General features: G+C 69.8%; 22 protein-coding genes. 13 read left to right on the forward strand and 9 right to left on the reverse strand.

From position 1 onward, the window contains the following. Window positions 1-20: 20 nt before the first annotated feature. The 3 genes from F9C12_RS08145 to F9C12_RS08155 all read right to left on the reverse strand — a co-directional run bounded on the left by F9C12_RS08145 (window position 21) and on the right by F9C12_RS08155 (window position 5,190). On the reverse strand, window positions 21-3,125 hold the full coding sequence (locus tag F9C12_RS08145; protein WP_409465403.1) for a DEAD/DEAH box helicase: 3,105 nt from the start codon (window positions 3,123-3,125) through the stop codon (window positions 21-23). After that, window positions 3,122-4,339 (reverse strand): SEFIR domain-containing protein, encoded by a 1,218-nt coding sequence (locus F9C12_RS08150; RefSeq protein WP_409465404.1) that lies wholly within the window; start codon window positions 4,337-4,339, stop codon window positions 3,122-3,124. Before F9C12_RS08150 ends, F9C12_RS08145 begins: the two co-directional genes overlap by 4 nt. Before the next feature lie 137 nt (window positions 4,340-4,476). Continuing rightward, window positions 4,477-5,190, reverse strand: coding sequence for a hypothetical protein (locus F9C12_RS08155; RefSeq protein WP_409465405.1), 714 nt, complete (start codon window positions 5,188-5,190; stop codon window positions 4,477-4,479). Between the two features lie 617 nt (window positions 5,191-5,807). On the opposite strand from F9C12_RS08155, the gene F9C12_RS08160 reads away from it, so the two are divergent. Genes F9C12_RS08160 through F9C12_RS08170 form a run of 3 tightly spaced genes read left to right on the forward strand, consistent with a single transcriptional unit; the run spans window position 5,808 to window position 8,550 of the window. Further along, window positions 5,808-6,782 (forward strand): amino acid ABC transporter permease, encoded by a 975-nt coding sequence (locus F9C12_RS08160; protein WP_409465406.1) that lies wholly within the window; start codon window positions 5,808-5,810, stop codon window positions 6,780-6,782. Then, window positions 6,779-7,564 (forward strand): amino acid ABC transporter ATP-binding protein, encoded by a 786-nt coding sequence (locus tag F9C12_RS08165; protein WP_409465407.1) that lies wholly within the window; start codon window positions 6,779-6,781, stop codon window positions 7,562-7,564. The genes F9C12_RS08160 and F9C12_RS08165 overlap by 4 nt, the downstream gene beginning before the upstream one ends. After that, the gene (locus F9C12_RS08170) at window positions 7,561-8,550 is read left to right on the forward strand and encodes a transporter substrate-binding domain-containing protein (RefSeq protein WP_409465408.1); all 990 of its coding nucleotides are present in this window, start codon (window positions 7,561-7,563) and stop codon (window positions 8,548-8,550) included. The genes F9C12_RS08165 and F9C12_RS08170 overlap by 4 nt, the downstream gene beginning before the upstream one ends. 52 nt (window positions 8,551-8,602) lie before the next feature. On the opposite strand, the gene F9C12_RS08175 is transcribed toward F9C12_RS08170, so the two are convergent. Further along, entirely contained in the window at window positions 8,603-9,301 is a 699-nt protein-coding gene (locus F9C12_RS08175; RefSeq protein WP_409465409.1) for a GNAT family N-acetyltransferase, read from the reverse strand. 8 nt (window positions 9,302-9,309) lie between these two features. After that, on the reverse strand, window positions 9,310-10,659 hold the full coding sequence (locus F9C12_RS08180) for an aminotransferase class I/II-fold pyridoxal phosphate-dependent enzyme (RefSeq protein WP_409181381.1): 1,350 nt from the start codon (window positions 10,657-10,659) through the stop codon (window positions 9,310-9,312). Between the two features lie 188 nt (window positions 10,660-10,847). Here F9C12_RS08180 and F9C12_RS08185 point away from each other — a divergent pair, with 188 nt between their 5' ends. From F9C12_RS08185 to F9C12_RS08195, 3 genes are read left to right on the forward strand one after another with little or no spacing between them, the layout of a single operon-like run. Beyond that, window positions 10,848-11,678 carry an ABC transporter ATP-binding protein gene (locus F9C12_RS08185; protein WP_409465410.1) on the forward strand — a complete coding sequence of 277 codons (831 nt, stop codon included), beginning with the start codon at window positions 10,848-10,850 and terminating at the stop codon, window positions 11,676-11,678. Window positions 11,679-11,708: 30 nt separating this feature from the next. Then, complete coding sequence (locus F9C12_RS08190) at window positions 11,709-12,719, forward strand: ABC transporter substrate-binding protein (protein WP_409465411.1); 1,011 nt, start codon at window positions 11,709-11,711, stop codon at window positions 12,717-12,719. Between the two features lie 4 nt (window positions 12,720-12,723). Continuing rightward, window positions 12,724-14,817 (forward strand): iron ABC transporter permease, encoded by a 2,094-nt coding sequence (locus tag F9C12_RS08195; RefSeq protein WP_409465412.1) that lies wholly within the window; start codon window positions 12,724-12,726, stop codon window positions 14,815-14,817. Here F9C12_RS08195 and F9C12_RS08200 read toward each other — a convergent pair. After that, window positions 14,814-14,915 carry a hypothetical protein gene (locus F9C12_RS08200; RefSeq protein WP_409465413.1) on the reverse strand — a complete coding sequence of 34 codons (102 nt, stop codon included), beginning with the start codon at window positions 14,913-14,915 and terminating at the stop codon, window positions 14,814-14,816. The genes F9C12_RS08195 and F9C12_RS08200 overlap by 4 nt on opposite strands. Window positions 14,916-14,947: 32 nt before the next feature. Between F9C12_RS08200 and F9C12_RS08205 the strand changes: the two genes are divergently transcribed. Then, window positions 14,948-15,163 carry a hypothetical protein gene (locus F9C12_RS08205; RefSeq protein ID WP_409465414.1) on the forward strand — a complete coding sequence of 72 codons (216 nt, stop codon included), beginning with the start codon at window positions 14,948-14,950 and terminating at the stop codon, window positions 15,161-15,163. Between the two features lie 90 nt (window positions 15,164-15,253). Continuing rightward, window positions 15,254-16,456 (forward strand): FAD-dependent oxidoreductase, encoded by a 1,203-nt coding sequence (locus F9C12_RS08210; RefSeq protein ID WP_409465415.1) that lies wholly within the window; start codon window positions 15,254-15,256, stop codon window positions 16,454-16,456. Window positions 16,457-16,661: 205 nt separating this feature from the next. On the opposite strand, the gene F9C12_RS08215 is transcribed toward F9C12_RS08210, so the two are convergent. Continuing rightward, window positions 16,662-18,290, reverse strand: a complete 1,629-nt coding sequence (locus F9C12_RS08215) for a choice-of-anchor A family protein (protein WP_409465416.1) — start codon at window positions 18,288-18,290, stop codon at window positions 16,662-16,664. Between the two features lie 187 nt (window positions 18,291-18,477). Here F9C12_RS08215 and F9C12_RS08220 point away from each other — a divergent pair, with 187 nt between their 5' ends. Both F9C12_RS08220 and F9C12_RS08225 read left to right on the forward strand, forming a co-directional pair. Further along, window positions 18,478-19,149: a FadR/GntR family transcriptional regulator gene (locus tag F9C12_RS08220; protein ID WP_409465417.1), complete on the forward strand. Its 672-nt coding sequence runs from the start codon at window positions 18,478-18,480 to the stop codon at window positions 19,147-19,149. Then, a complete protein-coding gene (locus tag F9C12_RS08225; RefSeq protein WP_409465418.1) occupies window positions 19,146-19,952 on the forward strand; it encodes an ABC transporter ATP-binding protein in 807 nt (268 codons plus the stop codon). The genes F9C12_RS08220 and F9C12_RS08225 overlap by 4 nt, the downstream gene beginning before the upstream one ends. A gap of 1 nt (window position 19,953) precedes the next feature. Here the strand turns inward: F9C12_RS08225 and F9C12_RS08230 are convergent, their stop codons facing one another. Beyond that, window positions 19,954-21,177, reverse strand: a complete 1,224-nt coding sequence (locus F9C12_RS08230; protein WP_409465419.1) for an MFS transporter — start codon at window positions 21,175-21,177, stop codon at window positions 19,954-19,956. Window positions 21,178-21,285: 108 nt separating this feature from the next. Between F9C12_RS08230 and F9C12_RS08235 the strand changes: the two genes are divergently transcribed. The 3 genes from F9C12_RS08235 (at window position 21,286) to F9C12_RS08245 (ending at window position 23,503) form a co-directional block, all read left to right on the forward strand. Further along, complete coding sequence (locus tag F9C12_RS08235; protein WP_409465420.1) at window positions 21,286-22,191, forward strand: LysR family transcriptional regulator; 906 nt, start codon at window positions 21,286-21,288, stop codon at window positions 22,189-22,191. Window positions 22,192-22,270: 79 nt separating this feature from the next. After that, entirely contained in the window at window positions 22,271-22,768 is a 498-nt protein-coding gene (gene msrA, locus F9C12_RS08240; RefSeq protein ID WP_409465421.1) for a peptide-methionine (S)-S-oxide reductase MsrA, read from the forward strand. A 3-nt stretch (window positions 22,769-22,771) separates the two neighbouring features. Next, window positions 22,772-23,503: a DUF427 domain-containing protein gene (locus tag F9C12_RS08245; RefSeq protein WP_409465422.1), complete on the forward strand. Its 732-nt coding sequence runs from the start codon at window positions 22,772-22,774 to the stop codon at window positions 23,501-23,503. Window position 23,504: 1 nt separating this feature from the next. Here F9C12_RS08245 and F9C12_RS08250 read toward each other — a convergent pair whose 3' ends face one another. Further along, complete coding sequence (locus tag F9C12_RS08250) at window positions 23,505-26,351, reverse strand: MGDG synthase family glycosyltransferase (protein ID WP_409466978.1); 2,847 nt, start codon at window positions 26,349-26,351, stop codon at window positions 23,505-23,507. Window position 26,352: the final 1 nt, after the last annotated feature.

Below are 26,352 nucleotides of genomic sequence, written 5' to 3' on the forward strand. Positions count from 1 at the left end.
CGGGTATTCCTGACGCCCGTTCAATCAAAAGGCTCGTCGAGCGCCAGGCTCATCGTCGTCGCGTCGTCCTCGACGGCTGCAGCGGTACGACGCAGCACTGCCAGGCGTCGCCGATCACCTCCGAGACAACCAAGCAGCACCGCGTCCTCGCTGGCAAGCAGACCTTCCCTGCTGGTGATGCCCGCGCGGACAAGCGCGCAGAAGGTTTCCCGGCCCAAAGTTCCCTTGGCCGCGAGCGCGATCGGCACGAGCCCGTCGAGCACTCCCAGCGCGAGCTGCTGGGGCAGCGACACTGCCAGCGAACCGAACCCAGCCGACGGGTGAACGAACCGCGCGATGTCGAAGATCGCGTCCATGACATCCGCAGTCCTTTTCGCTGCTCGCCGCACCGGGATAATGGCGCGAGCCCGGTATTCAGGGGGAAGATACCGCGCAAGTCGTTCTTCGATGTCCGCGAGCGGCATCCCGCGGCTCCAGGCCGCGACTGCGAATGCCCGCTTGACGCGAGCTGTCGCTTTGTCCTGGCTCGGCCCCGACCGGATCCTGCGAAACACCGGATCCGCAAGGCGCTGCGCCCGCATTACCTGGTCGAATTCCTCCCGCTCAGGCAGGCGCTGACGGAAACTGACCGGAATGCTGACCTGTTCGAGTTCCGTCGCGAGTTGTGCGACAGCGATGACCGTCATGCGGTTCACTTGTTCCGGCGCGACTTCGGCGAATGCCTCGGCCACCCGCAGCACCGAATCCATCGACAACGTGCCGCGCACAGCGATCTCGCCCAGCTGCGTCGGCGCGTATCCGGCGGCTTCTTGCTGAAGCAACCCGCGCTGGACCAGCCCTGACAAGATCGCCTCGACTTCTTCGGGCGGATACGGCTCAGGACGGCCGTCCATCCGGCTCTGATGCGCGGCGAAGGTCGCGGCCAAAAAGGAAGCCACCTGCCCGGCATGCACGTTTTCCGGACCTGCTCCCGCGACAGCGCACGCCATCAGCACGATGCTCCTGGAGTCGCTCTGCTCTCTGAGCAAGGAAGAACGGAGGACCTCCGGAGCCGCACGAACATAGCGGTCCCATTTCGATCGCGCATCCAGCGCACTGCCGGCGAGGATGATCGAGCGCCCTCGCTCAGCAAATCCGGTGCGCCCAGCCCTGCCAGCCATGTTCTTGTAGTCCGCCACCGAATACGGGCGCAGTCCGCCGGGGCCGTAGTGCTCTAGTTCGCTCAGCACGACGGTGTCGGCGGGAAGGTTGACCCCTTGGGCCAGAGTGGTCGTCGCAACCAGCACCCGCACCTCGGAGCCGGCCAGGAAGTGCTCCGCCACCAGCGCGCCCTCGGCGGCGGTCAGGTCCGCTGTATGAAAAGCCGTCCCACCGGAAAGACATTGTCGCAACCGCGCCATCGTGGCTCCCACGTCGCCGGGTTCGAATCCGGCAAGCGCGCGGGACGCTTCCGGAAGACCAAGCGTCTCGGCTAGCTCGAGCGCGCTGCCTTCGGCCGCCGCACGCGTGTTCCGGAACACAAGGACTTGCTCGCCCGCTTCGACCAGTCTCCGGACGACGGCGAGGAGCTGGGTTCCCCCCGTCGCAGGCACGAATTGGACTGTCGTTTCCGCCCCGCCCTCGCCGAGCGAACGCAACGAGCCGCTTCGGTCCAGGACTCCTTCCACCAGAGGGACCGGCCTCGCCGTTGCTGCCAAGGACTCCGCGCCAAGCCACGTGTCGACATGGCCGAGCCCGCCCAAAACCGCGGAAAGACCCACGATCTGGATGTTCCGGCGCGCCTTGCTGGACAGGACGGCGGTCAAAAGCAGCTCTAGTGCCCACCCCCTCCCGCCATCGGCGATCGACTGGATTTCGTCCACTACGAGCACTCCGGCCTGCTCGACGATCGAAGGCCGCCGGTGTACCAGGCCCAAATACTTTTCGTAGGTGAGCACTGCCAGTCCGTAGTCGCCGCGGAGGAAAGCCGGCACGTGGTCGTTCATCTCTCCCGTCAGCCGCAGCGTCCGGATCCCGGCAGCCTCGTGTATCCGGGTCAGCCGCAAGTACAGCTCGTCAACCAATGAACGGGTCGGCAACAGGAAGACTGCCCGGCGACCGCGATGTACCGCGGCGTCGGCAGCGAGGATGCCCACCATGGTCTTCCCCGCCGCGGTCGGCGCACAGATGACGACGTCCTCACGAACCAGCAGCCCGCACTTGTTCACAGCTGCTATCTGCAACTCGTTGAGGGAGCCGATCTCGCGGGCCAAACCGGCCAGCACAGCGTCGTCATCGATGCCGTGCGCGCGAAGACTGGCCAGGTCCGCGGTGGCATCCGGCGGGCGGTGCCGGCCGTCGAGTGCCCGATAATGCGCCCGCGGACGCAGCACTGGCAGCGACGTTCTCCCATCGATCTTCCCCCGCAATGTCGGCGTTTGCGGCGAGCGTCGCGACGAGGAGGCCGCGGCAGCGACTCTGTCTTGCACGAACGAGAACATCCGCAGGAGCGAAACTCGCCCGTTTTCGACGACCTCCTCGGCGCCCATCAGCGCTTGTAGCACGAAATGAGTGAGAACGCCGTGGCCGTGCCGCGAATCTTCCCGAGCTTCCTGGTCTGCCCCGGCAGCCGTGATGTACACCCTGCCCGCTCCGGATACCTCGGCCAAAACCGCCTCGACAGAACGAGGCATGCCCGGCCCGCCCCTGGGCGCGTGCGACGAAGGAATCACCTTTGCCGCCGCCGCACCGGAAAAACAGCAGTCGAGCACGACGAGCATGACCCGTGCCGGGATCCGCTCCGTGAGCTTCACGAGTTCGTCGAGCGACAGCCCGGTGCCTGCCAGGTCAGCCGGATCTGTGTCATAGGTCGCCAACTCGTGCGTTGGGCTGCCGTGCCCGGAGTAACTGATCACGACGACATCGTTCGGGCGGCTGCGGTCGGCCAGCTGCTCCAGCTCCGACACGAACGCGGCCCGGGTCGCCGCCGCGTCGCACAGCTCGCGAGTATCGGAACCGAGGTTGTCCCTGAACAGCGCTTCCAGCGTGCGTGCATCAGCCTTCGCGAAGCGCAGTGGCCGGATCGCCGATGTGGCGAAGCCGTCGACCCCGACGAAAAGACCATGGAAGTCGTTCCGTCCGTTCACCGGCCGGCTCCGCGGCGAGCTGGCCGGTATGCCATCGCTCCCAGCAGTTCTCGGACCGCGTGGAGAGTGAACGCGTCCAGGACATAGCGGTCAGCGGTACCCGGTTGAAGAAAGTCTGGGATGTCCTCGACGGAGCCGCCCGGCAGGACGACCGGCAGCACTTTCGGCACCCACCTAGACCGGTCGCTGTGAAGAGCGTCGCGCAACAAGGCGAGTTCGGACTGCATGCCGCGGTGACGTGGTCCGTCGACGGTTCCGTCCCCGACGGCTTTGCACATCGGCGACGCGACCACGAGAACGAAATCTGCCTCCCTGATCTCGCGCTGGGCCCATAGGGACCAGTCCTTGCGTTCGCCGACATCCCAGAAGTCGATGTGCACGTCGAGGCTCAAGCTGACCAGGAACCGTGCGAACTCGATGGTGCACGCCACGTGTTCCGCATCGTCGTGGGCGTAGCAGATGAACAGGCGGGGAACACCGGGTGCCGCCTCCGGACGCCGCCTCGCGCCCGGAGGCGAGGGAGGCAGGAGACCCGTCGCCTCCGTCGCGAATCCGTCTTGCCCGCAACCGAGCAGGAGAGCGAACTGCACAGCGCGCGCGGCCGGGCGGCAGTCCTCGCCGTCCGCCGACGGGACGTCGAACCGCGCGCCGGCCTCCACATGCAGCATCCGGCTGCCTCGAGGAACGGCCAGGACTACGAACGCGACATGGGAACCCGGCCGAATTCCTCCCGGCGTGACCTGCCGCCAGCGCACCGAGGGCCCGCCGATCCCGAACACGTCGACCTTCGGCGCGATCGCGGGCAGGTGGACGTCGCCGACGACGCCTGACGCAGGCGCGAGATTGAGATACCGGTTCAGCACGTACGCCGCGGCGTCCTGCTGTTCCGAAACCGCGTGCGGTACTGCATCGAGCACCGTCGCGCCGCCTGCGTCTTCCTCGGTGGCAAAGGAGAAACCCACCTCCAGCCACGGGATCGGGGCGAGGTTTCGGTCGACTGCCACTTCGTAGTTGATCCGCACCAGATAGCAGTCGCGGCCGATCGTCGGTTCCGGACCAGTGGCGACCGGATGGACCTGCCATCCGCTCAGCCGCACGGCTCCTACCGCGAACCCACGAGGCTCCGTTTCAAGCCATCGAGCGCCGTCATCAACCTGCAAAAGCTCGATCTCGCAACATTCGGACATCGACCACGATTCCGCGTGAGACGACACGCAGCACCTCCTCGACGAAATGGATAGAGCAATCAGCCCCGGGGCGTCAACGCCGCGGCTCCCGCGGCGAAGCGGAACCCCTCAGGACGGGGAAACCGTTTCGATGCGTTGACGAAAACTTACACGGAAAGTTCCAGTCACTCACCCGAAAGAATGAACGACAGCAATTCCTTCTCCGCGTTCTGAAGACGGAACACGCATTCGGGATAGGGAAGCCGCAGCCGGTCGGCCACCGCTTCCAAGTCCACGTCCTCGAACTTGATCGCAACGAAGATGTCGGCCTCGACGCCGGTCACCGCACCCGCTCGGACAGCCCGTGCCAGAACAAGATCCACATGCCCTTCCGGCGCCACCACCGGCACTTGGCGCAACAGGTCCGCCCCCGAGAACTCGGGTCGCGGAGCAGGCGCCCGACCGCCGTCGGAGCCGAGCGCGCGTTGATACGCAGCATCCTGCAGGCTCCACGCTAACTTTCTGCGAGTCGGGTCGGCCGCACCGAGAGCCTCGACTAGCCCGACGACCGCAGCCGACTCCACCTCCGAGCGGTCACCGCCTCGTTTGTTGACGATTCGCCACGTCACCCGGCGCAATGCCGGCAGCATCAGCCCGATCGCGTACGTCTTCCACGGCTCCCCGTGCCGCTGGACGCGCCGGACGAGCTCGCCCCAGATCGCGTCCCGGACAGACTGGTCGGTCGACCGATCAGCGAGGAGATCCCGCACCTGCCCGCCGCGCAGCCACTGTTGCTCGGTCTCGACACCGAGTTCCCAGGCATCCAGCGAGGGCAAGGCGTCCGCCTCGACGAATTCCTGGAAACGACGATTCAGAACTTCTAATTGGCTAAGCGACATCAGGCGTCACGCTCCCGTGCGGCGGTCCACGATATCGAACATGGCAGACAATGCCCGGCCAGTTTCCAGCCGTCAATACCCTTTCCGTTTTTGCATCCTCGATGCAAAAAAATGCAAACAGCCAAACCCGATAATCTGCATGTCAGAGGCTTCTGTCACGCAACTCTTTTCGCATTTCCGTCCCAGTTCAGCCATTCGAGGCAGTGTTGGCTGCGCGACGTCCACCTCGAAGACCATGGGTTGCGGCTAGGTCCCCGATCGGGCCGCTCACGACGTCAGTCCGCGCGCCTCGCACGCTCTACGACTGATGAGACCGTTGGACAGACTGTCCAGTCCGGCCACAACGACTACGGACCCCGCACGACCGCTCGTCGACTCCGACCGGACCCGCACACCCCCACCGTCTCCGCCAGCGAGCCTCGCCCGGTGCAACCCGAGACTCGCTAGCTATCCAGCACCCCGTTAGTCCACAGTAGACAGTCAGGAACAAAGCCGGTACAAAACCGTCTGCCGTACCACCGCGCTCACCATGTGGGAGTCCCCAGAGGACGCTCGACAGCCGGGAACCCCTCGGGTCACAGTGGCCATCGCCCTCTCCGCGATCCCCAGGAGCCACTGTGAGTTCTCCTCCTACGCTGCGCGCCGTGCCGGCGCCGTCCGCAGGTCCCGAGCCGCCCGGCGAAGCGCGGTTGCGCGAGCTGGCCGCGAAGAAAGTCGCCCCGTTGCGCCGTCCCGGCCGGTGGCTCGCGGCGGCGGTCGTGCTCGTGCTGCTCGCCCAGCTGGCGCACGCGCTGATCACCAATCCGGTCTTCCAGTGGGACGTTTTCGGCTATTGGTTCTTCCGTCCGGTGATCCTCGAAGGACTGCTGCTCACCCTCGAACTGACCGGCCTCGCCGCGGTGTTCGGGCTGGTCGGCGGAATCGTGCTCGCGCTCCTTCGATTGTCGAAAAACCCGCTGCTCCAAGCGGTTTCGTGGGCGTATGTGTGGATCTTCCGGTCGATTCCGTTGATCGTTTTGCTGCTGTTCCTCGCCAACGTGACCGCGCTGTACAGCACGCTCAGCCTCGGCATTCCGTTCGGACCGTCGTTTCTCAGCTTCAGCGCCACCGACGTGCTGAGCTTCTTCGTCGTCGCGGTGCTCGGCCTGAGCTTGAACGAAGCCGCCTACGCCGCGGAAATCGTGCGCGCCGGGGTGCTTTCGGTGGACCAAGGACAGCTCGAAGCGGCGGCCGCGCTGGGACTTCCGCGGTCCCGGCAATATCGGCGGATCATCCTGCCGCAGGCCACCCGCGCGATCGTGCCTGCCTACGCGAACCAGCTGATCGGCCTGCTCAAAGGCACTTCGGTCGTCTACATCACGTCGCTGCTGGAATTGTTCGGCGTGGTCGAAACCCAGGCCAGCACCAACAGCGGGCAGATCATTCCGCTGCTGCTCGTCGGCACGGTCTGGTACATCATCCTCACCAGCGTCCTGTCGGTGATCCAGTATTACGTGGAACGCTTCTACTCCCGCGGCGCGTTGCGGACTGTCCCGCCGACGCCGTTCCAGCGGTTCCGCGCCCGGCTGCGCGCGCTGGGGGTCGCCCGATGAGCGCCGAAGTCCGGGTTCGCAGCGCGGTCAAGTCCTACGACGGAATCCGCGTGCTCGACGGCATCGACCTCACCGCGCCCGGCGGGCAGGTGACCGTCGTGCTGGGTCCGTCCGGTTCCGGCAAATCGACTTTGCTGCGGGCCGTCAACCATTTGGAACGCCTTGACAGCGGCTACGTCAGCATCGACGGCGAACTCGTCGGCGTGCGCGTGCACGGCGACCGGTTCAAGGAGCTGAGCGAGCGCGCCATTCTGCGGCAACGGTCCCGGATCGGGTTCGTCTTCCAGAATTTCAACCTCTTCCCGCATCTCACCATTCTCGACAACGTCGTGGAAGCGCCGCTCGTCACGCAACGGCTTTCCCGCGCCGAAGCGGAAAAACGGGCGAAGGAATTGCTTGCCCGCGTAGGTCTCGAAGACAAAGCCGGGGCCTATCCGCGGCAGCTGTCCGGCGGCCAGCAGCAGCGCGTCGCCATCGCCCGGGCGCTCGCGCTCGAACCGCGGCTGATCCTGCTGGACGAGCCGACGTCCGCGCTCGACCCGGAGCTGGTCGGCGAAGTGCTGGCGGTGATCCGGGAACTGGCCCGCTCCGGCACGACGATGATCGTGGTGACCCACGAGATCGGGTTCGCCCGCGAACTCGCCGACCACGTCGTGTTCCTCGACGAAGGGCGCGTCCTCGAAGAAGGACCGCCGTCCGCCGTGCTCGACCGACCCCGCCACGACCGGACCCGAGCCTTCCTCGGCAAGGTCGCCCGCCTCGAACTCCCGGAGAACGCATGAAAACCCGCACGCTCCTGCCCGTCCTCGCCGCGATCGCGCTCCTCGCCGGCGCCTGCGGCGGCAACACCCAGGCGTCGACCAGCGGGAACGGTTCGCAGACCGTCACCGTCGCCGCGAACACCGCGGACGCGCACCCGGTTTCGCTGACCGTCCCGGTCGTCGCGGAGATCCGCGCGCAACTGCCGAAGAAGTTCCTCGACCGGGGCAAGCTGACGATCGGCGTCGGCGCGCTGCCGTCGGGATTCCCGCCGCTGGCCTACGTCGGCACCGACCAGCGCACCCTGACCGGAGCCGAACCCGACCTCGGCCGTCTCGTCGCCGCGGTGCTGGGCCTCGAACCGGACGTGCAGAACGCGTCTTGGCAGAACCTGTTCGTACGCCTGCAAAGCGGCCAATTCGACGCCGGGTTCTCGAACATCACGGTGACCGAACAACGCAAGCAGCAAGGCTTCGACTTCGCCGCGTACCGCGAGGACAACCTCGCCTTCGAGACGAACCGCTCGAACCCGTGGACCTTCGACGGGAATTACGAAGTGCTGGCGGGCAAAACCGTCGCCGTCGAAAGCGGGACGAACCAGGAGAAGATCCTCCGGGAATGGCAGCGGAAGCTGGCGGCCGAGGGCAAGAAGCTCGACGTTCGCAATTTCGCGGACAAGAACAGCACGTATCTGGCATTGGCGTCCGGTCGGATCGACGCCTACTTCTCACCGAACCCGAGCATCGCCTACCACGTGGCGCAGACGGCGAAAACCCCGAACCCGACCCGCACCGCGGGCACGTACTCCGGGGCCGGAGCCAAGTTGCAGGGACTGATCGCGGCTACCACCAAAAAGGACAACGGCCTCGTGAAACCGGTCGCCGCGGCGATCGACTACCTGATCCAGCACGGCCAGTACGCGAAATGGCTCGCCGCGTACGGACTGGAGAACGAAGCGGTGAAGAAGGCGGACATCAATCCGCCGGGCCTTCCGCTGAGCGATTCCTGACTACCGTCGTGAGTGCCTGTGCCGGTTCTCACCGGCACAGGCGCTCACGAGTTCAAGCCGCCGCCCGCCAGTCCTCCGGAATGCGCACCCGGCCGAACGCGGTCCGCCGCCGCAACCGGAATCCCATTCCCTCGTACCGCCGGATCGCGTTCACGTTCGTCGCCACCGCGTGCATGAACGGCGTCTCGCCCCGCTCGCGGATCCCCGCGGCCACCGCGCGCACCAGCCGTCCGGCGAGACCGCGGTCGCGGTAAGCCGGATCCGTGCACACCGCGCTGATCTCCGTCCACCCCGGCGGATGCAGCCGCTCCCCCGCCATCGCGACCAGCACCCCGCGGTGCCGGATGCCGAGATACGTCCCGAGCAGAACAGTGCGCGGCAAAAACGGGCCGGGTTTCGTACGGGCGACCAGAGCCAGCATCTCCGGCACGTCGGCCGCGGTCAGCCGCACCGCCTCCGGGTCGGGCACGGCGTCGACCCCGGCGTCCACCAGCTGGACCCCGGCCATCCGCTCCAGCGGCTCCCAGTCCGGCGGAGGCGGCCCGGCCTGCGGAAAGACCGGCACCACCGCACCCGGCCCGGCGAGCGCGGCGACGTCGTCCCACACGCCCGCGGACGGCTCGTCGGGCACCGCCGAAAAGACCGAAACGTCGACCGGATAACGCACGGCCTGCCCGGCCCGCTCGGCGAACCCGGCATGCGGGCCAGTCAGCGAAGCCCAAGCCGCGTTGTCCAGAACAGAACTGTCCACCACAGACCTCAAGGCCGCCGAGCAGCCCGGGCGATCATCCGCGCCAGATCCGCCACCAAAGCCGGGTCGTCCGGCAGCTGCCCGGTCGCCACGCGGATGTGCGGCGTCCCCGGATTGCCCGCCCGCGTGCCCGATCCGGCGGAAACCCCGTTGGCCGCCAACGTCATCAACGTCCGCGACTCCTCCGGAACCGGCACCCACAGAGTCAGCCCGTCCCGGGCCCGCACCGAAATCCCGTGCTCCCGCAACGCTTCCGTCAACGCGGCCCGCCGGTGCGCGTACCGATGCCGGGCCCGGTTCAGCAGTTCCCCGCTGCCGGGGTCAGTGAGCAGAAACGCCTGTGCGTCCTGAAGAATCCGGCTCGACCACACCGACCCCGGCCCACGCTGCTGCCGCACCCGCTCCACCAGCACCGCCGAACCGCCGATCACGCAACTGCGCAGTTCAAGCCCGAAAGCCGTGCAATACGACCGCACCAGCAACACCCGGCCGGGCAAGTGCGTGCCGAGGCTCAGCGACGGAGCCGAAGCCAGCGGCCCGAAGTCGTCGTCCTCGATCACCGCGATGTCCTCTTCGGACAGTACGGCGGCGAGTTCCGCGAGCCGGTCCGCCGGAACCGAATGGCCGAGCGGCGACTGCGCGCGCGGCTGGTAGACGAACGCGACCGGACGGTGTTCCAGCGCCGCCGCCAGCGACGACGGCAGCGGCCCGTCCTCGTCGCAGCGCACCGGCACCACGTGGATCCGCGACCGGCGCAGCACTTCGCGCAGCCACGGCGCGGTCGGCGCTTCCAGCGCGACCACGTCGCCCGGCCGCGCGACCGCCTGGCAGGCCAGCAGCATCCCGTCCTGCCCGCCCGCCGCGACGGTCCACGATTCGGCGGCGAACGGCCACGTCGGCTTGACCGCGGCGCGCAACTGGGGCGTGATCGAGTTCTTGACCGGACCGCCGAACCGTTCCGTGTGGACTCCCGCGGCGACAGCGTCTTCCAGCGGCGGCAGCAGTCCGGGATCCGGGAGGCCGTGTTCCAGGTCGACCGTCTGCCAGCCGGAAAACGCGCGCTCCGGCGGCGGGCTCGATGGCGGTTCCAGCACTATCGTGCCGCGTCGTCGGCCGGTGCCGATCAATCCGGCCGCGCGCAGCTGCGACCACGCTTCGGCGATCGTCGTGGGACTGACCGAAAGCTCCGCGGCCAGCGCCCGCACCGTCGGCAGCCGCGTGCCGGGAGGCACCTCCCCGTCGCGGATCAGGCCGGACACCGTCCCGGCCACGCCCCGCGCGGTGCGCTCGCCGATGCGGGACCCGAGCCAGCCTGCCCCGACCGGCAGCGTCGTCGTCGCGAGTTCGCCCGTGGCCACGCACCGGCTCCCCTCGTCACCCGGAAATCCGAAAACCTCTGACCCGATCAGAAGCTAGAGCGGCAACGGGACGCGGGAAAGGCGTTTCACATCCTGGCGGGCCCGCCCGGTACAAAACGCCCGTGACGTCCGACACCGCCGCGGTGTCCGGTTTCGGATATTCACTCGATCAGGTTAGGCTAACCTTCATGAGTCACACCTGGCCGGAAGCACCGGCGCTCGCCGGCACCGGGCTCGCCCTCGGCTACGGCGCGAAGCCGGTGGTCCAGGACGCGGAGATCGTCCTGCGCGCGGGCGCGGTCACCGTGCTGGTGGGCCCCAACGGGTCCGGGAAATCGACCCTCCTGCGCTCGCTGGCCCGGCTGCATCCGCTGACCGCGGGCGACGTCTCCCTGGCCGGGCAAGACGCGCTCGCGTTGTCCCCCAAGGAGTTCGCCCGCCGCGTCACGCTGCTGACCCAGTCGCGCCCCACGCCCGGCGGCGTGCGCGTGCGCGACGTCGTGTCCTACGGCCGCCATCCCTATCGCGGCCGCTTCGGCTCCGGCGATCCCGAGGGCCCGGAGCTGGTCGAACGGGCCATGCGGCACACCGGCGTGGACGGAATGGCCGAGCGCCCGGTGGACGAACTGTCCGGCGGCGAACTCCAGCGCGTCTGGCTGGCCACCTGCTTCGCCCAGGACACCGGCGTCGTCCTGCTCGACGAGCCGACCACCTTCCTCGACCTGAGATACCAGATCGAAACGCTGGACCTCGTCCGCGATCTCGCCGACGAGCACGGCGTCGCGGTCGGCGTCGTGCTGCACGACCTCGACCAGGCCGCCGCCGTCGCCGACGAGGTGGTGCTGCTGTGCCGCGGCACCGTCCGCGCCGCCGGCCGCCCGGCCGACGTGCTGACCGCCGACCTGCTCAGCGACGTCTACGGCCTGCGCATCGACGTGCACGTCGACGGCGAGGGGCACGTCCGCACGCGCCCGGTCGGACGGCACACCTCCCGGCCGCGGCCGGTCCGCTCAGCTTGACCCACCCCCTCTAGTTCCGAAGGAAAACCCGTGTCCAGTGTGTTCTCCCGTCCTGCCCGCAGGCCGATCCTGAAGACCGCCGCGGCCGTGCTCGCCACGTTCGCGCTCGCCGCGTGCGGCACCACCGAGGCCCCCGCCGCCGGGGAGCCGGCCGCCGCCGCGAAGCCGTCCGGCCCGGTCCACCTGACCGACGAGCGCGGCAAGGTCGACCTGCCCGGCCCGGCGGCCAAGATCGTGTCGCTGGAATGGGGGCTCACCGAGAACCTGCTGGCGCTGGGCGTGAAACCGATCGGAGCGGCGGACGTCAAGGGCTACAACACTTACGACAAGGTGCTTCCGCTCGCCGAGTCCACTCCGGACGTCGGCACCCGCGGCGAACCGAGCCTCGACGCGATCGCCGCGCTGCACCCGGATCTCGTGGTCACCACCACGGACCTGCCGGAGAACGTCATCGCGCAGCTCGCGAAGCAGACGAAGGTGCTCACCCTGCGCGGCTCGGATTCGGCCGACCCGATCGGCTACCTGCGCAAGACCGTGACCACGCTGTCCGAGGCGACCGGAACGCAGGAGCAGGGCAGGAAACTGCTGGCCGAATTCGACGCCAAGGTCACCGAGGGCAAGAAGAAGCTGGCGGACGCGGGCAAGTCCGGGGCCAAGTTCGTCATGGCCGACGGCTATTCGACCTCCGGCACGGTCACCGTCCGGATGTACACGAAGGGCTCGTTCCTCGGCGCCGTCGCCGAGCAGCTCGGCGCCGCCAACCAGTGGACCGGCGAGGGCGACAAGGTCTACGGCCTCGCGCCGACCGACGTCGAGGGCCTGACCAAGATCGCCGACCCGGCCACGACCTTCGTCTACGCCGCCAACGCCGCCGAATCAGACGTCTTCACCCAGGATCTCGCGGGCAACGCCGTGTGGAAGCAGCTGCCGTTCGTCAAGGCCGCGAAGCTGCACCGGATCCCGGACGGCATCTGGATGTTCGGCGGCCCGAAGTCGGCGATCGCCTACGTGGACGCGCTCGCCGCCGCGCTGACGCGCTGATCCGATGACCGCACCAGCCACCGCACCCGCCCGGCCGCGCGCCTCGCGGCTCACCGCGTCCGTCATCTTCGGGACCGGGATCGTCGCGCTGCTCGTCCTGTCCGCCGTGCACCTGCTGCAAGGCACGTCGCACATCGGGCTCGGCGAACTCCTGCGCGCCGTTTTCCCTAGCACAGAAGACGATGCGCGCAGCCAGGCGGTGGCCGTGCTCGTGGCCAGCCGGCTCCCCCGGCTGGCCGCGGCGCTGCTCGTGGGGCTGGCGCTCGGGTTCGCGGGCTGCGTGCTGCAATCGGTGGCGCGGAACCCGCTCACCTCGCCGGACACGCTCGCGGTCAACGCCGGCGCGTACGTCTCGGTGGTCGGCGTCGCCGCGTTCGGGATCTCGCTTCCCTTCTACGTCAACGGAATCGTCGCCTTCCTCGGCGGTCTCGCGGCGGCCGGGCTGGTGTTGCTGGTCGCGCGCAGCAGCAGCGGCGGAGCGGCCCGGCTCGTCCTCGCCGGGTCCGCGATCGCGCTGGCGCTGACCGCGCTCACGTCGGTGCTGCTGATGCTGTTCCAGGAGCGGACCGCGGGCCTGTACGGCTGGGGCAGCGGCACGACTGTCCAATCCGGACTTCGGCAGGTTTCCCTTGCCGCACCGGTGATCGCGATCGGCATCGTGGCTACCCTCGTGCTCGCGCACCGGCTCGACGTCCTCAGCCTCGGCGACGACCACGCGCGCGTGCTGGGCATCGACGTCCGCCGCACGCGCACCTTCGCCGTCGTCGTGGCGGTGCTGCTTTCGGCGATCGCGGTCACCGTCGCCGGGCCGATCGGGTTCGTCGGCCTGTGCGCGCCGGTGATCGCGCGGCTGCTGGCCAGCCGCGTGCCCGGGCTCGGCAAACATCCGCTGCTGCTGCCGCTCGCCGGACTGACCGGAGCGTTGGTCGTGGTCGCCGCCGACGTCCTGCTGCGCGCTCTTGTCCCGGCGGACAAAGCGGTTTCGGTGCCGACCGGCGTCGTCACGACCCTCGCCGGCGCGACCGTGCTGGTCTGGCTCGCGCGACGGCAGCCGTCCGGAACACCGTCCGCGCGCGGCACGCACGGCACCGTCCGGTCTCGCCGCTGGGTGGCCGGGACCGGCGTGGTGCTGGCCGTCGCGCTCGTCGGCGCGGTGCTAGCCGCGCTCCTGCTGGGCGACCGGATCGTGCTGCTCGGCGACGTCCTGAACTGGCTGCGCGGGGTGTCCGGCACCGAGGTGTCGTTCGCGCTCGACCTGCGCTGGCCGCGAATGCTCGCCGCACTGCTCGGCGGGGCCGCACTGGCCGTCGCGGGCGCACTGGTGCAGGCGATCTGCCGCAACCCGCTGGCCGAACCGAGCCTGCTCGGCGTGACGCCGGGCGCGAGCGTCGGCGCGATCAGCGTCGTGCTTTTGGTGCCCGGCATCGGAATCTGGCCGATGATGGGCGCGGCGACCGTCGCCGCCTTCGCCACCTTCGCCCTCGTGCACTGGCTCGCCGCCGGCCGCGGTTCGGCCGGCCGAGGACTGTCGTCGGACCGGCTGGTGCTGGTCGGCATCGGCGTCAGCGCGGGTGCCCAGGCGATCACGACGCTGGTCGTGGTCCTGACGTCGCCGTGGAACGCGCACCTCGCGCTCACCTGGCTCGCCGGATCGACCTACGGCCGGGAGTTCAGCCAGGTCCTGCCGGTGCTGGTGTGCCTGGTCATCGCCCTGCCGATCGCCCTGTCGAGCGCACGGACCCTCGACCTCGTCTCGCTGGACGAGGACGTGCCGCGCGTCCTCGGCGTCCCGCTGGACCGGTCTCGCCTCGCCTTCGCCGCACTCGCCGCGGTGCTCACCGCCGCGGCCGCGTGCGCGGTCGGCGCGCTGGGATTCGTCGGGTTGGTGGCCCCGCACGCCGCACGGGCGCTGGTGGGTTCGCGACACGCGCGCTCGCTGCCGGTGGCGGCCGCGCTGGGAGCGGTGCTGGTGTGCGTCGCCGACACGCTGGGCCGCACCGTGCTCGCCCCGACCCAGATCGCGGCTGGTCTGGTGACCGCGTTGATCGGGGCGCCGTACTTCGGGTGGCTGCTGTGGCGGAGCCGCGCGAACGCCTAGCCGAACCAGGTGTCCAGCGCCGTTTTCAGCTCGGCTTTTCCGCCCGCCCAGGCGATAACGCCGTCTGGGCGCAGCAGGAACGATTCGGTGTTCGTCACCGGCACCACGTAACCCCGCGTCCGGTACGGGTGTGGTCCGAGAGCCGGGCCACCCGGCCGTCATCGTCCACAAGGGACCGGTCGAGGACCAGACCTGGCCCGACGACCTGGAAGCGACCCTCGAAAGCATCCCGTTTCCGCTGCTGGCGCAGGGATTGCGGGAGCGAGCGGCGGCCGGGAGCACGGACAGCTTCGGCTACGCCCTCGGCATCGTGCTCGCCGGGCTGGAGGCGAAGCCGCCGCGCTAAGTGCAATGACTCACTAAGTTGTACGGTTGCACTTTTTGCATGGTTCCACTTATGCTGGTGCGGACCACACCGGCACGAGAGGGGAAGACCATGAACGAGACACCACGCATCGCGATCGTCGGCGGCGGCCCGGGCGGGCTGCTCGCCGCGCACGTCCTGCGCCGCCACGGAATCGCCGCGACCGTCTACGACGCCGACACCGCCGTGGACTCCCGAGATCCCGGCGGCACGCTCGACCTGCACGCCGACAGCGGGCAGATCGCACTGGAAGACGCCGGGCTGCTGGCCGATTTCCGCGCGCTGGCCCGCACCGAAGGCCAAGCCATGACCAGACGCGACCACCGCGGCGCCCTGCTGAAGGAGTTCACCCCCGCCGACGACGACACCGCCGCCCCGGAAATCGACCGCGGCCAGCTGCGCACGATGCTGTACGAACGGCTCCCGCCCGGCACTGTCCACTGGGGACGCAAACTCGCCGAGGTGACCACTGAAAACGGTGTCCACCGCCTGCGCTTCGCCGATAGCTCCACAGTGGACGCCGACGTCGTGATCGGCGCGGACGGCACCTGGTCGAAGGTGCGCCGCCGGCTCACCGACGCGCAGCCGGAGTACCTGGGAGTGTCCTTTTTGGACGTCCGGTTCGACGACGTCGAGTCCCGGCACCCGGAAATCGCCGCCCTGGTAGGCAACGGGCAGCTGTTCGCCGCCGACGGCGCCGGCCGCGCGGTGATCCTGCAGCGCAACAGCAACGGGGTGATCCGCGGCTATGTCGCGTTCCGGGCGGAGGAGGACTGGGCCGCCCGGGAAGGCGTCGACCTGACCGACCGCGCCTCGGTACGGGAGTTCCTGCTGCGCGAGTTCCGCGGCTGGGGCTCGAAGATGCGTCCGCTGCTGACCGACAACGACGGCGACTACGTAGCCCGGGCATTCACCGCGCTGCCCGCTCCCCTGACCTGGGAACGAGTCCCGGGCCTCACCGTACTCGGAGACGCCGCGCACGCGATGGCCCCGTTCGGCGGCCACGGCGCGAACCTGGCGCTGCTCGACGGGGCGGAATTGGCGCACGCGCTGCACGAGGAGCCGAACGTCGAAGCCGCGCTGACCCGCTACGAGACCGCGATGTTCGCCCGCACCGGACGACTCGCCGCCGACGCGAACGCGGCCCTGCGGGAGTTCTTCGCCGACCAGCCGGAGGGTGCCGCGCAGGACGTGCCGGACCGGGAGGAAGAACTCCGCGCCTACGAGGCCCGGGCCGCCGAGTACCGCGCCTCGCGCACTCCCGCCGCCCGGTAGTCCGGGCGGGTGGCCTTCACGGACCGTCGGCCATCGCGAAGTCTCCCGGGTGGAACATTCATGGCCGCGGGCACGACGTGAGAGCCACCTCACTCGGTGACATCCGTGAGAGCCACCCTCACGGACTCCACACCGCGATCACCGAGCGCGGTACGGGAAGGGTTCCTTGAGGAAATCTTCCTCAAGGAACCCTTCCCTGCTTACGTCAGGAGCGCTTGCGCCGCACCGCCACCGCCGCCACCAGCGCGCCGCCGATGAGCAGCAGCGCGCCGCCGCCGATGAGGTAGCCGCGGATGTCCGCGCCGGTCGAGGCGAGTGGGCCCTGGTCGGACGGGCCGGTGCCCGGGGCCACGCCGCCGGAGTTGTCGCTCGTGGTCGTGATCGGGGCCGGGGCCTCCGAAGACGACGAGGACGCCGAGGACGACGAGCTGGACGTCGTCGGGCTCGTGCTGCTGCCCGAGGACGTCGGCTGCGAACTCGAGGACGTCGCGCTGGAAGTCTCCGAGGACGACGTCGGCGCGGTCGAGGAGGACGTCGTCGAACTGGTCGACGAAGTAGCGCTCGACGAGGTCGTGCTGGACGAGGTCGTGCTGGACGACGTCGGCTCAGTCGTGGTCGACGTCGTGGAAGAAGTCGACGTGCTGGAGCTGGTCGAACTGGTCGGCTCCGTTGACGTCGTGGTGCTGCTCGAACTCGTCGGCCCGGCCGACGTCGTGGTGCTGGTCGAACTCGTCGGCTCCGTAGACGTAGTCGTGCTGGAGCTGCTCGAGGTGGACGTAGCGCTCGTGGGCGTCGTCGTCGGGGCGGTGCAGTCCGGCAGGTCGCCGGTGAACGGGTAGGCGTGGAACTCCTGCCCGCCCGCCGCGCCGTCGGAGGTGTGCAGCAGGTTGCCCGCGGTGAAGAACCGGCCGTTGGTGCCGGACGCGGTGACCGTCGTGTCGCTGGCCGGGTTGCCGACCAGCACGCTGCCCTGGAACTGCGCCTGCCCGGCGATCTTCACCTGCGACGCGTCCGGGAAGTTCCACAGCAGCTTCTCGCGCAGATGGTTGATCGGGTCCTGGTCGGCGAGGTCGCCGGTGTAGGTGTTGATCACCCGGGCGCCGCCGACGAGGTTCACCAGGACCGTCGCGCCCGCCGGGATGCCGGTGAACTCCAGGCCCTGCATGCCGCCGCCGGCGCCGGTGAGGTCGAAGTCCACATTGAACACCTGCAGCGCGGACTTCCCGTCGCCGGTGAACAGCGTGCGGTAGCCCTCGTTCTTCGCCGTCCCGGTCGCCGCGGCCTTGCCGTAGCAGGTGCTGGCTTCCTGCAGCTGCGGCCGGAGCTGCTGGTACGGGTCCGCCGCGTTCGGATCCTGCTTCAGGGTGCCGGCCACGGTCCCGGTGACAGTGCCGCCGTACCGCACGACGCCGCCCTCCGCGAGCAGCCGCTGGCCCGGCGCGATGGTGACGTCCTTGCCGGTGGTGAGGAAATCGGCGCCGTCCGGCGGGGGCACGCGCGAGCCGACGCCCACGATGCCGACGTTGTAGACCGAGGACGCGCCCGCCCGCTTGGCCATGTCGAAACCGCCCAGCACGACGACCCGGCCTTCCGCCTCGGCCGCGGCCTCGCGCACCCGGAAATCGCCGCCGGCGAAGACGTTGATGCCGTTGTCCCGTCCCGCGAACGGCCCGTTGTTGACCGGCGGGTACTTGTCCGGGCAGGCGTCGCCGACGCACGGCCCCAGGCCCCCGGGCAACGGAGCGGCGCTCGCGCCGGGACCGGCCACGAACGCCACCGAACACACCGCCGCGGCGATCGCTCCGCCCACGACGGCCATTTTCCTGGCACGCATGCGGCCGATCCTCACCCGGACCGCCCGAAATCCGGCAGTCGAAACACCGTAACCCACCCGAACGGGTCAGAAATTCGCTCGCTCCTCAGACAAGTAGACTAGTGACGCTCCACACTCGACACCCCGCCGCGCGAATGTCCCGCAGTAGCCTCGCTCCGGCACTCCCGCCCGACCAGAAAGCCCTCCGATGCCCCCTCTCGTGCACCGGCACCCGCTCGCCGCGCAAGCCGCCGAAGTCCTTCTCGGGCGCATTCGCGCCGGCGAATGGCCGCTCGGCCACAAATTGCCCGGGGAAACGACTTTGGCCGCGCAACTGGGCGTCGGCCGTTCGACGCTGCGCGAAGCGATCCGCGAATTGGCGGGCAAAGGCGTGCTCGATTCCCGCCAGGGTTCCGGCGTTTTCGTGACCGCGCTGGACGTCGCCGAGGATTGGGACGCGGTGCTGCGCCGCGCCAGCATCGGCGCGGTGATCGAGGCGCGCATCGCCATCGAAGCGGAAGCCGCCGCCCTCGCCGCGCACCGCCGGACGCCGACCGACCTGCGCGCGATCCGCCGCGCGCTCGCCGCCCGCGCGATCGGCGACCCGGACGTCGAAGCCCTGGTGGACACCGACACCGCGTTCCACCGCACCGTGCTCGTCGCCGCGCACAACGACGTGCTGATGGAATTGTTCGACAGTTTCGTGCCGCGCATCCACCGCGCGATGACCGACATGCTGCGCGCACGGCCGATCACCGCGCTCGAAGAAGACCAAGCCGCGCATCTGGCGCTGGTCGAAGCGATCGCGGACAAAGACGCGTCCGCCGCCGCGGAACTGAGCCGGGCGCACTTGACCGCCTTGAAGGAGGCACTTTCGTGAGCGAGGTCGTGCTGCGGCTGACCGATGTCGTGTTCCGCAGGCAGGGCAAGGAAATCCTGCACGGCGTGAGCCTGACCGTGCGGGCGGGCGAACACTGGGCGCTGCTCGGCCCGAACGGCGCCGGGAAAAGCACGATCCTGGGGTTCTGCGGCGCGGTCACGCATCCGACCAGCGGCACCGTCGACGTCCTCGGCGGACGTCTCGGCCAGGTCGAACTCCAGGCGCTGCGCCGCAGCATCGGGCACGTCAACCCGCGGCATCCGCTGCGTTCGCCGCTCACCATCCGGGAGGTCGTGCTGACCGGCGTGACCGGGAGCATCGACACGCCGCCGCGCTGGCGGCCCACGGCCGCGCAGGTCGAGCAGGCCGACGAACTCCTCGGCCTGCTCGGGCTGACCGGCAAGGCCGGGGAACGCTGGCCGACGCTGTCCCAGGGCGAACGCGGCCGCGCCCTGATCGCCCGCGCGCTGATCAGCGACCCCCGGCTGCTGCTGCTCGACGAACCGTCCACCGGCCTGGACGTCGCGGCCCGTGAGCAGCTGCTCGAAACGATCGACCTGCTCACCCGCACGCATCCGCGGCTCGCCTCCATCGTGGTCACCCACCATCTGGAGGAACTGCCGGAAACCACCACGCACGCGCTGGTGATCGCCGACGGTTCCGCGGTTTCGTCGGGGCCGATCGACCAGGCGGTGACCACGGCCAGCATCAGCCGGGCGTTCGGCCACCCGATCCGCGTGGACCGGCACGACGGACGGTGGAGCGCCCGCGCCGCCCGGACGCGGTCCACCGAGGTCGCCTGACTCACGCGGTCCGCAGCACCCGCCAGGCGGAGAACCCCAGCAGCGCCAGCTCCGCCGCCGAAAACCCGACCAGCGCGACCGGGCTCGGCACCCACAGCAGCGTCAGGCCGACCAGCAGAACCGGCACCACCAGCCCCGCGTAAGCCGCCAGGAAGATCCCGGCCAGCACCTCCCCGCGCGACAGCGGGTCGGCCAGCGCGGCCACCGTCCCGACCGCGGCACGGAAACCCAGCCCCATCCCGCTCCCCGCGAGCACCGAGCCAACCAGGAACAGCGTCAGCGAAGGCAGCAACGCCGCCACCGAAAGCACCGCCAGCCCGATCGGCATCAGCACGAATCCCAGGCGCAGCTGGGCCCGCGCGGCCAGCGGCGCGAAGACCACCTGCGCCACCGCCGCCGCGCCCAGCATCGACCCCGCGGTCGCCCCGGCGAGCATCCGGTTGTGCTCGTGCAGTCCTTCGGCGAGCAGGGTCGGCGCGAGCGACATGAACAGTCCGGTGATCGCGAACGCGGCGAACACCCCGATCGCCGCGCCGACGAACGCCGGCCGCGCCCCGGCGGGCAGCGACACCCGCTGCGGCCGGTACGCCGGACGCTCCTCGCGGCGTTCGACGGTCTCCGGCACCAGGCACACCGCGAGCGCCGCCGCCAGCAACACGATCAGGAACACGACGAACGTGCTGGTCAACGGCCCGTCGAGGTACTGCGCGAAGACTCCGCCGACCACCGGGCCGAGCCCGAGGCCGCCCATGTTGACCACCGTGGCGATCAACCCGGAGCGGCCGAGGTCCTGGTCCGGCCTGGTCACGGCGCGCAGTTCGGACAGGTGCGCGGTGGCGGTGGCCGTCAGCGCGCCGATGCCCACGCCGCACACGAAGCGCGCGATGAGCAGGCCCGGGACCTCCGGCCAGAGCAGGAACAGGACCGCGGACAGCGCCTCGGCGAGCGTCGAGGCGAGGATCACGCGGCGGCGGCCGAGCCAGTCGCTGACGTGCCCGGCGAGGTAGAGGCTGGCCATCACGCCGACCGCGTACGCCGCGAAGATGACGGTGACCAGGAACGTCGGAAACCCGTCCCGCTGCTGGTAAAGCGCGTACAGCGGGGTCGGCACGGTGGAGAACGCGAGACACGCGGCGAACGCGAAGGCGATCACCCGGAATCCCCAGCCGTGGCTGACGCGCCATCCGGCCGAGGCGGGGAAAGCGGGCGGAGCTGTGGTGACCATGTCGACCTTCCGAGCGAGAACCTGCCCCTGAAACGATCCCTCGCCGGACTCACCAAGTCCAACGAAAAGTCTTGGACAGAGTTATCGGGATCCGCGATAATTCGGCCGATGGACACGCGGCAGCTGGAGTACTTCGTGGCGGTCGCCGAGGAGCTGAGCTTCACGCGGGCGGCGCAGCGGCTGTTCGCCACGCAGTCCACGGTCTCGGCGACGATCCGCGCCCTCGAAACCGACCTCGGCGCGACGCTGTTCGACCGGTCTACCCGCCGGGTCGCGCTGTCCCCCGCGGGCGCGCTCTTCCTGCCCGAGGCGAAAGCGGCGCTGGAATCGGTCGAGCGGGCCCGAGAGGTGGTGCAGCAAGCGTCCGCCGGGCTACGCGGGAGTCTCCGGATCGGCACGCTGACCAGCATGAACGCGTTCGATCTGCCGGTGCTGCTCGGCGCGTTCCACCGCAAGCACCCGCTGGTCGACCTGCATCTGACGGTGTCGCTCACCGGTTCGTCCGGCCTCGCCGACGACGTCCGCCACGGCCGCCTCGACGTCGCGCTGCTCGGCCTTTCCCGGGCGGAGCTGGGCGGCCTCGACGCGACGCAGCTGGCCAGCGTGCCGTACTACGCCGTGCTGCCGGACAGCCATCCGCTCGCGAAGCGCGAGGCAGTCACGCTGCCGGAGCTGGACGGCGAACTGTTCGTCGACTGCCCGCGCGGCTTCGGGAACCGGCTGGCGGTGGACCGCGAATTCGCGTCGCTCGGGCTGTCCCGCAGGGTGGCCGCCGAGGTCGCCGACCTGCGGACGGTGCCGCGCTACGTCGCCGCCGGACTCGGGGTCGCGGTGCTGCCCGGCACCGCCCGGCTGGGCCTCCCGGGCGTCGTGGCGATCCCCCTCGCCGACACCTCGCTGACCTGGCCGCTCACTGTCGTCGTCTCCGCGAAACGACCGCCGTCGCAGGCCCTGCGGACGCTGCTGGACCTGTTCGTCGCGGCCGCGGCGGAGGGAGATATTACGGAGTTCTGACCGGGCCCGGGGCGACCGGAATAGCGACCGCCTCCGCGGCGTCGTGCTGGGTACGGATTCCTCGACGGAAGAGAAGGAAATGACGGAAAAAGCGATCCTGGCCGGCGGGTGTTTCTGGGGCATGGAGGAACTGTTCCGCCACCAGCCCGGCGTGACCGCGACCCGCGTCGGCTACAGCGGCGGCGACGTCCCCCACGCCACCTACCGCAACCACGGCACCCACGCCGAAACCATCGAAGTCACCTACGACCCGTCACAGACCGACTTCCGCACCCTGCTCGAATTCTTCTTCCAGGTCCACGACCCCACCACCAAAAACCGCCAAGGCAACGACATCGGCACCAGCTACCGCTCGGCGATCTTCTACACCACCGACGAGCAAAAACGCATCGCCGAAGACACCATCGCCGACGTCGACGCCTCCGGCCTCTGGCCCGGCAAAGTCGTCACCGAAGTCACCCCCGCCGGAGACTTCTGGGAAGCCGAACCGGAGCACCAGGACTACCTCCAGCGCTACCCGCACGGCTACACCTGCCACTTCCCGCGCCCCGGCTGGAAACTCCCGAAGCGCGGCTGACTGATGACCGACTACCCAGCGGCAGCAGTCCACACCGGCCACGTCGAACCAGTCCCCCGGCGAGTGCGCGGCGTGCTCGCCGGGAAGACCATTGTGGACAGCAGGCGGGCCAAATACGTCTGGGAATGGCCGTACTATCCGCAGTTCTATTTCCCGATCGCCGACGTGCTCCCCGATGTCCTGGCATCGGAGCCCGACGGACGGTACTCGCTGCGGGTCGGCGAGGTGGAAAAGCCTCCTGCCGCTTGGACATCCGACGACGTCCTGTCCGGACACATCCGGTTCGCCTGGGACGCCTTGGACGCCTGGTTCGAAGAGGACGAACAGGTTTTCGTCCACCCGCGCAGCCCGTACACGCGGGTGGACGCCCTGCGCTCGACCCGGCACGTCCGCGTGCGGCTGGACGGGGTGGCCTTGGCGGAATCGTCGTCACCGGTGCTGCTGTTCGAAACCGGCCTCCCGACGCGGTATTACTTCAACCGCACCGAAGTCGACTTCACGCACCTGGTCGCCGAGCCCGGCATGGCCACCGCCTGTCCGTACAAGGGCGAGACGTCCGGCTACTGGTCCGTCCGCGTCGGCGACGTCCTGCACGAGCATCTCGCGTGGACGTACGCCTACCCGGCCGCGGCAGTCCAGCCGATCGCCGGACTGGTGGCGTTCTACAACGAGATGGTGGACATCGAAGCAGACGGCGAACTTCTCCCCCGTCCGCGGACGCACTTCTCGAAGTAGCTCACAACCACCCGAACGCCTCCACGACCGCCGCCGCCAGCCGATCCGCGCGGTCCTCGTGTGCGGAGGGCACGGTGATGCAGACGGTGAACCGGTCCGCCCACGTCATGATGCCGACCGCCACCGGGACCCCCGGGGCGAGCGACAACACCGGGTACACCGTGCGGACGAGCGCGCCGTTGAGCACGACCGGCGACCGCGCGCCGGGGAGCACCGAAGCGATGACGCTGAACCACGTGCCGCGGTAGACGAGTTTGGCCGCCCGGCGGTGCAGCGCCGGAGGCAGGACCCCGAGCACGCGCACGACCGCGTTCCCCGCGCGCGGCGCGCCGCGACCGACCTGCTCCGACAGCATCCGGTCGGTCTCGCGCACCCGCTCGGGCAGCGACATCGCGGCGGTCGGCAGATCGACCGAGGCCGCGCCGGTGTGGTTGCCGAGCTGGCGGAAGGTCCCGGTGTCGCGGACCGACATCGGGATCAGCACTCGCAGCTGATCCGGCGCGGTGCCGCCGAGTTCGCGGTGCAGGGCCTCGGCGACGAGCGCGAGGACGAGGTTGGTCGTCGGCACCCCCGCCCGCCGCGCCGCCTTCCGAACCTCGGGGGCGGAGAGGTGCGCCCGCGCGAAATGCCGCTGCGGGCCGTCGATGCGCTTGTCCCAGCGAACCCGCGGCGCGGCGCCGGCCCGGGCGAGAGTCCAGACGCCGCGGACCAGCTCGGCGGCTTGGGTTTTGCCGCCCGCACTGGAGTTCGGGCGCACAGTCTCGGCGACGCCGGACCCACCGGCTGCTCCCGACGGCCGGTCAAGTCCGTGCCACACCGGGCCCGCCACGCGAGCGAGCACCCCACGTACTGGTGCCGCCAGCCGGGCAAGCCCCGCTCGCACCGCACCCGGCCCGGGTCGAGACCCGTTGCGCCCCAAGGAGGCAGGGGACGCTTCGTCCATGCGCCCGCCGCCCGCACGCGCCGTCGGCTCGATCGGCGACGGGCTGGATGCCCCACCGGCATCACCATCCACAGCAGACCCACTCGCCCCACCGGCAACGCCACCTACCGCAGACACACTCGCACCGCCGACGCCGCCAACGGCAACACCACCTGCCGCAAGCTCATCGGCCCTAGAGACATCCCCAGCACCAGCACCACCCGCCGCAGACACACTGGCCCCGCCGAGCACCCCACTCCTGCGCCCGCCCCCAACAGCACCGCGCGCCAACGCACCCCAACCGGCACTGAGGCGGCTCCGCCACCCCCTCCGCCGAGGAACCGCCGCCGGAACCAACGGCTCCTTCCCCCGAGCCTGCCCCACCAGCGCGCTGATCACCGCGATCCCGTCGCTCGCCGCGTGGTGCAGCGCGATCAGCAGCGCTCCCTGCTCGCCCTCGATCCCCGTCACCAGCCGCGCCCGCACCGGATGCTCCGGCGACACCGGTTCCGAGAAAAACGCGTCCATCTCCTCGGTCAAAGCCGCGTCCAACGGCGCGTCCGGGCCGACCCGCACGGAAGTCAGCACATCCGCCGACGTCCGGCCCGGGTCCTCCTGCCACCGCGCCCGCCACAATCCGCTGCCGGGCAGCAAGCGCGTGCGCAAACCCGGCGTCGCGGCCAGCAAATGTTCCGCGTCCGCGCGGGTGACCGGCGTGCCGTCCGCCTTGGGGTCGAACACCAGCACCGCCCCGACCTGCTGCGGCACCTCCGGGGTGGCCACGTGCACGAACAGCGCGTCCTCCGGCCGGAGCCGCTGCGTCGGCGGGTTCAGCGGCGCGGAGACCAGCGATTCCAGCGCCTCCTCCAGCGGAGTGGCCGTTTCGCAATGCCGGGCGACCGCTTCCGCCATCTCCTTGAGCCGGTGCGGTTCGGCCAGCAGGCCCCGCACCGTGTCCGCCAGCTCTCCGTCCTTTGTGGACACCAGGGCGAGCCCGGCCGCGGCCATCAGCCGGGCGTTGGCCTTGCCGTGCGCGGCGATCGGGCGATGCATCAGCACCGGGCGGCCGCACGCCAGCGCCTCCAGCGAGGTCGCCCCGCCCGCGTTCGTCACCACGACGTCGGCCGCCAGCGTGTACCGCTCAGGCTGATCGGTCCAGCCGACCACGTGCAGCCTCGGTTCGTTCAGCGCCCGCAACCGGTCGGCCACCGCGTCGTTGCGCCCGCAGATCGCGATCGGCACGACCGACGGGTCCGCCGCCAGCAATTCCCGCACCGTGGTCTCGATTTCGCCGAAACCCAGCGAACCGCACGAAACCAGCGGGACGAACGCGTCCGGCGGCAGCCCCAGCTCCTGGCGCGCCGCACCTTGGTCCCCGGGCCGGAACACCGCGCGCACCGGCGGCGCGGACACCCCGACGTGCGCCGAGGGCGACGAGCGCAGCGCGGGTTCGACCGCGACGTCGTGCATCACCATGGTGAGATCGGCCGCGCCGTAAACCCAGAACGGATGCGGCGCGAAGTCCGAAACCCACGCGCCGATCGGCGCCGAGAGCTTTCCCTTGCGGCGCAGCCAGGCCAGTCCCGCGGTGCCCATCGGATACGTCGACAGCACCAGGTCCGGCGCGAATTCCGCGAGCGGTTTCGCGAGCCGCCGGCCGCACCACGCGGCGGTGAACCACCGGGACGCGGCGGCGAACCACGGAATCCGCCAGATCGCGCCGTAAAAGAATTCGTACAGCCACGGGACGCTTTCCACGTTGGCGACGTAAATCCGCTGGAAAAGCCCCTCGAAACCGGGACCCAGCCGTTCCAGCGCGTTGACCCAGCGCACGGTCGCGCCCGGCCAGCGCCGCCGGATCGCGTCCTCGAGCGCGCGTCCCGTGGCGTTGTGCCCCTGCCCCATGTTCGCGGACACGATCAGCACG

Source organism: Amycolatopsis sp. GA6-003, from assembly GCF_046267895.1.
Taxonomy (GTDB): Bacteria; Actinomycetota; Actinomycetes; order Mycobacteriales; family Pseudonocardiaceae; genus Amycolatopsis.

Excerpts from the sequence above, each read along its gene's own strand:
- F9C12_RS08155 (WP_409465405.1), bottom strand. The coding sequence starts at position 5,190 with ATGTCGCTTAGCCAATTAGAAGTTCTGAATCGTCGTTTCCAGGAATTC.
- F9C12_RS08165 (WP_409465407.1), top strand. The coding sequence starts at position 6,779 with ATGAGCGCCGAAGTCCGGGTTCGCAGCGCGGTCAAGTCCTACGACGGA.
- F9C12_RS08170 (WP_409465408.1), top strand. The coding sequence starts at position 7,561 with ATGAAAACCCGCACGCTCCTGCCCGTCCTCGCCGCGATCGCGCTCCTC.
- F9C12_RS08185 (WP_409465410.1), top strand. The coding sequence starts at position 10,848 with ATGAGTCACACCTGGCCGGAAGCACCGGCGCTCGCCGGCACCGGGCTC.
- F9C12_RS08195 (WP_409465412.1), top strand. The coding sequence starts at position 12,724 with ATGACCGCACCAGCCACCGCACCCGCCCGGCCGCGCGCCTCGCGGCTC.
- F9C12_RS08210 (WP_409465415.1), top strand. The coding sequence starts at position 15,254 with ATGAACGAGACACCACGCATCGCGATCGTCGGCGGCGGCCCGGGCGGG.
- F9C12_RS08215 (WP_409465416.1), bottom strand. The coding sequence starts at position 18,290 with ATGCGTGCCAGGAAAATGGCCGTCGTGGGCGGAGCGATCGCCGCGGCG.
- F9C12_RS08220 (WP_409465417.1), top strand. The coding sequence starts at position 18,478 with ATGCCCCCTCTCGTGCACCGGCACCCGCTCGCCGCGCAAGCCGCCGAA.
- F9C12_RS08230 (WP_409465419.1), bottom strand. The coding sequence starts at position 21,177 with ATGGTCACCACAGCTCCGCCCGCTTTCCCCGCCTCGGCCGGATGGCGC.
- F9C12_RS08235 (WP_409465420.1), top strand. The coding sequence starts at position 21,286 with ATGGACACGCGGCAGCTGGAGTACTTCGTGGCGGTCGCCGAGGAGCTG.
- msrA (WP_409465421.1), top strand. The coding sequence starts at position 22,271 with ATGACGGAAAAAGCGATCCTGGCCGGCGGGTGTTTCTGGGGCATGGAG.
- F9C12_RS08245 (WP_409465422.1), top strand. The coding sequence starts at position 22,772 with ATGACCGACTACCCAGCGGCAGCAGTCCACACCGGCCACGTCGAACCA.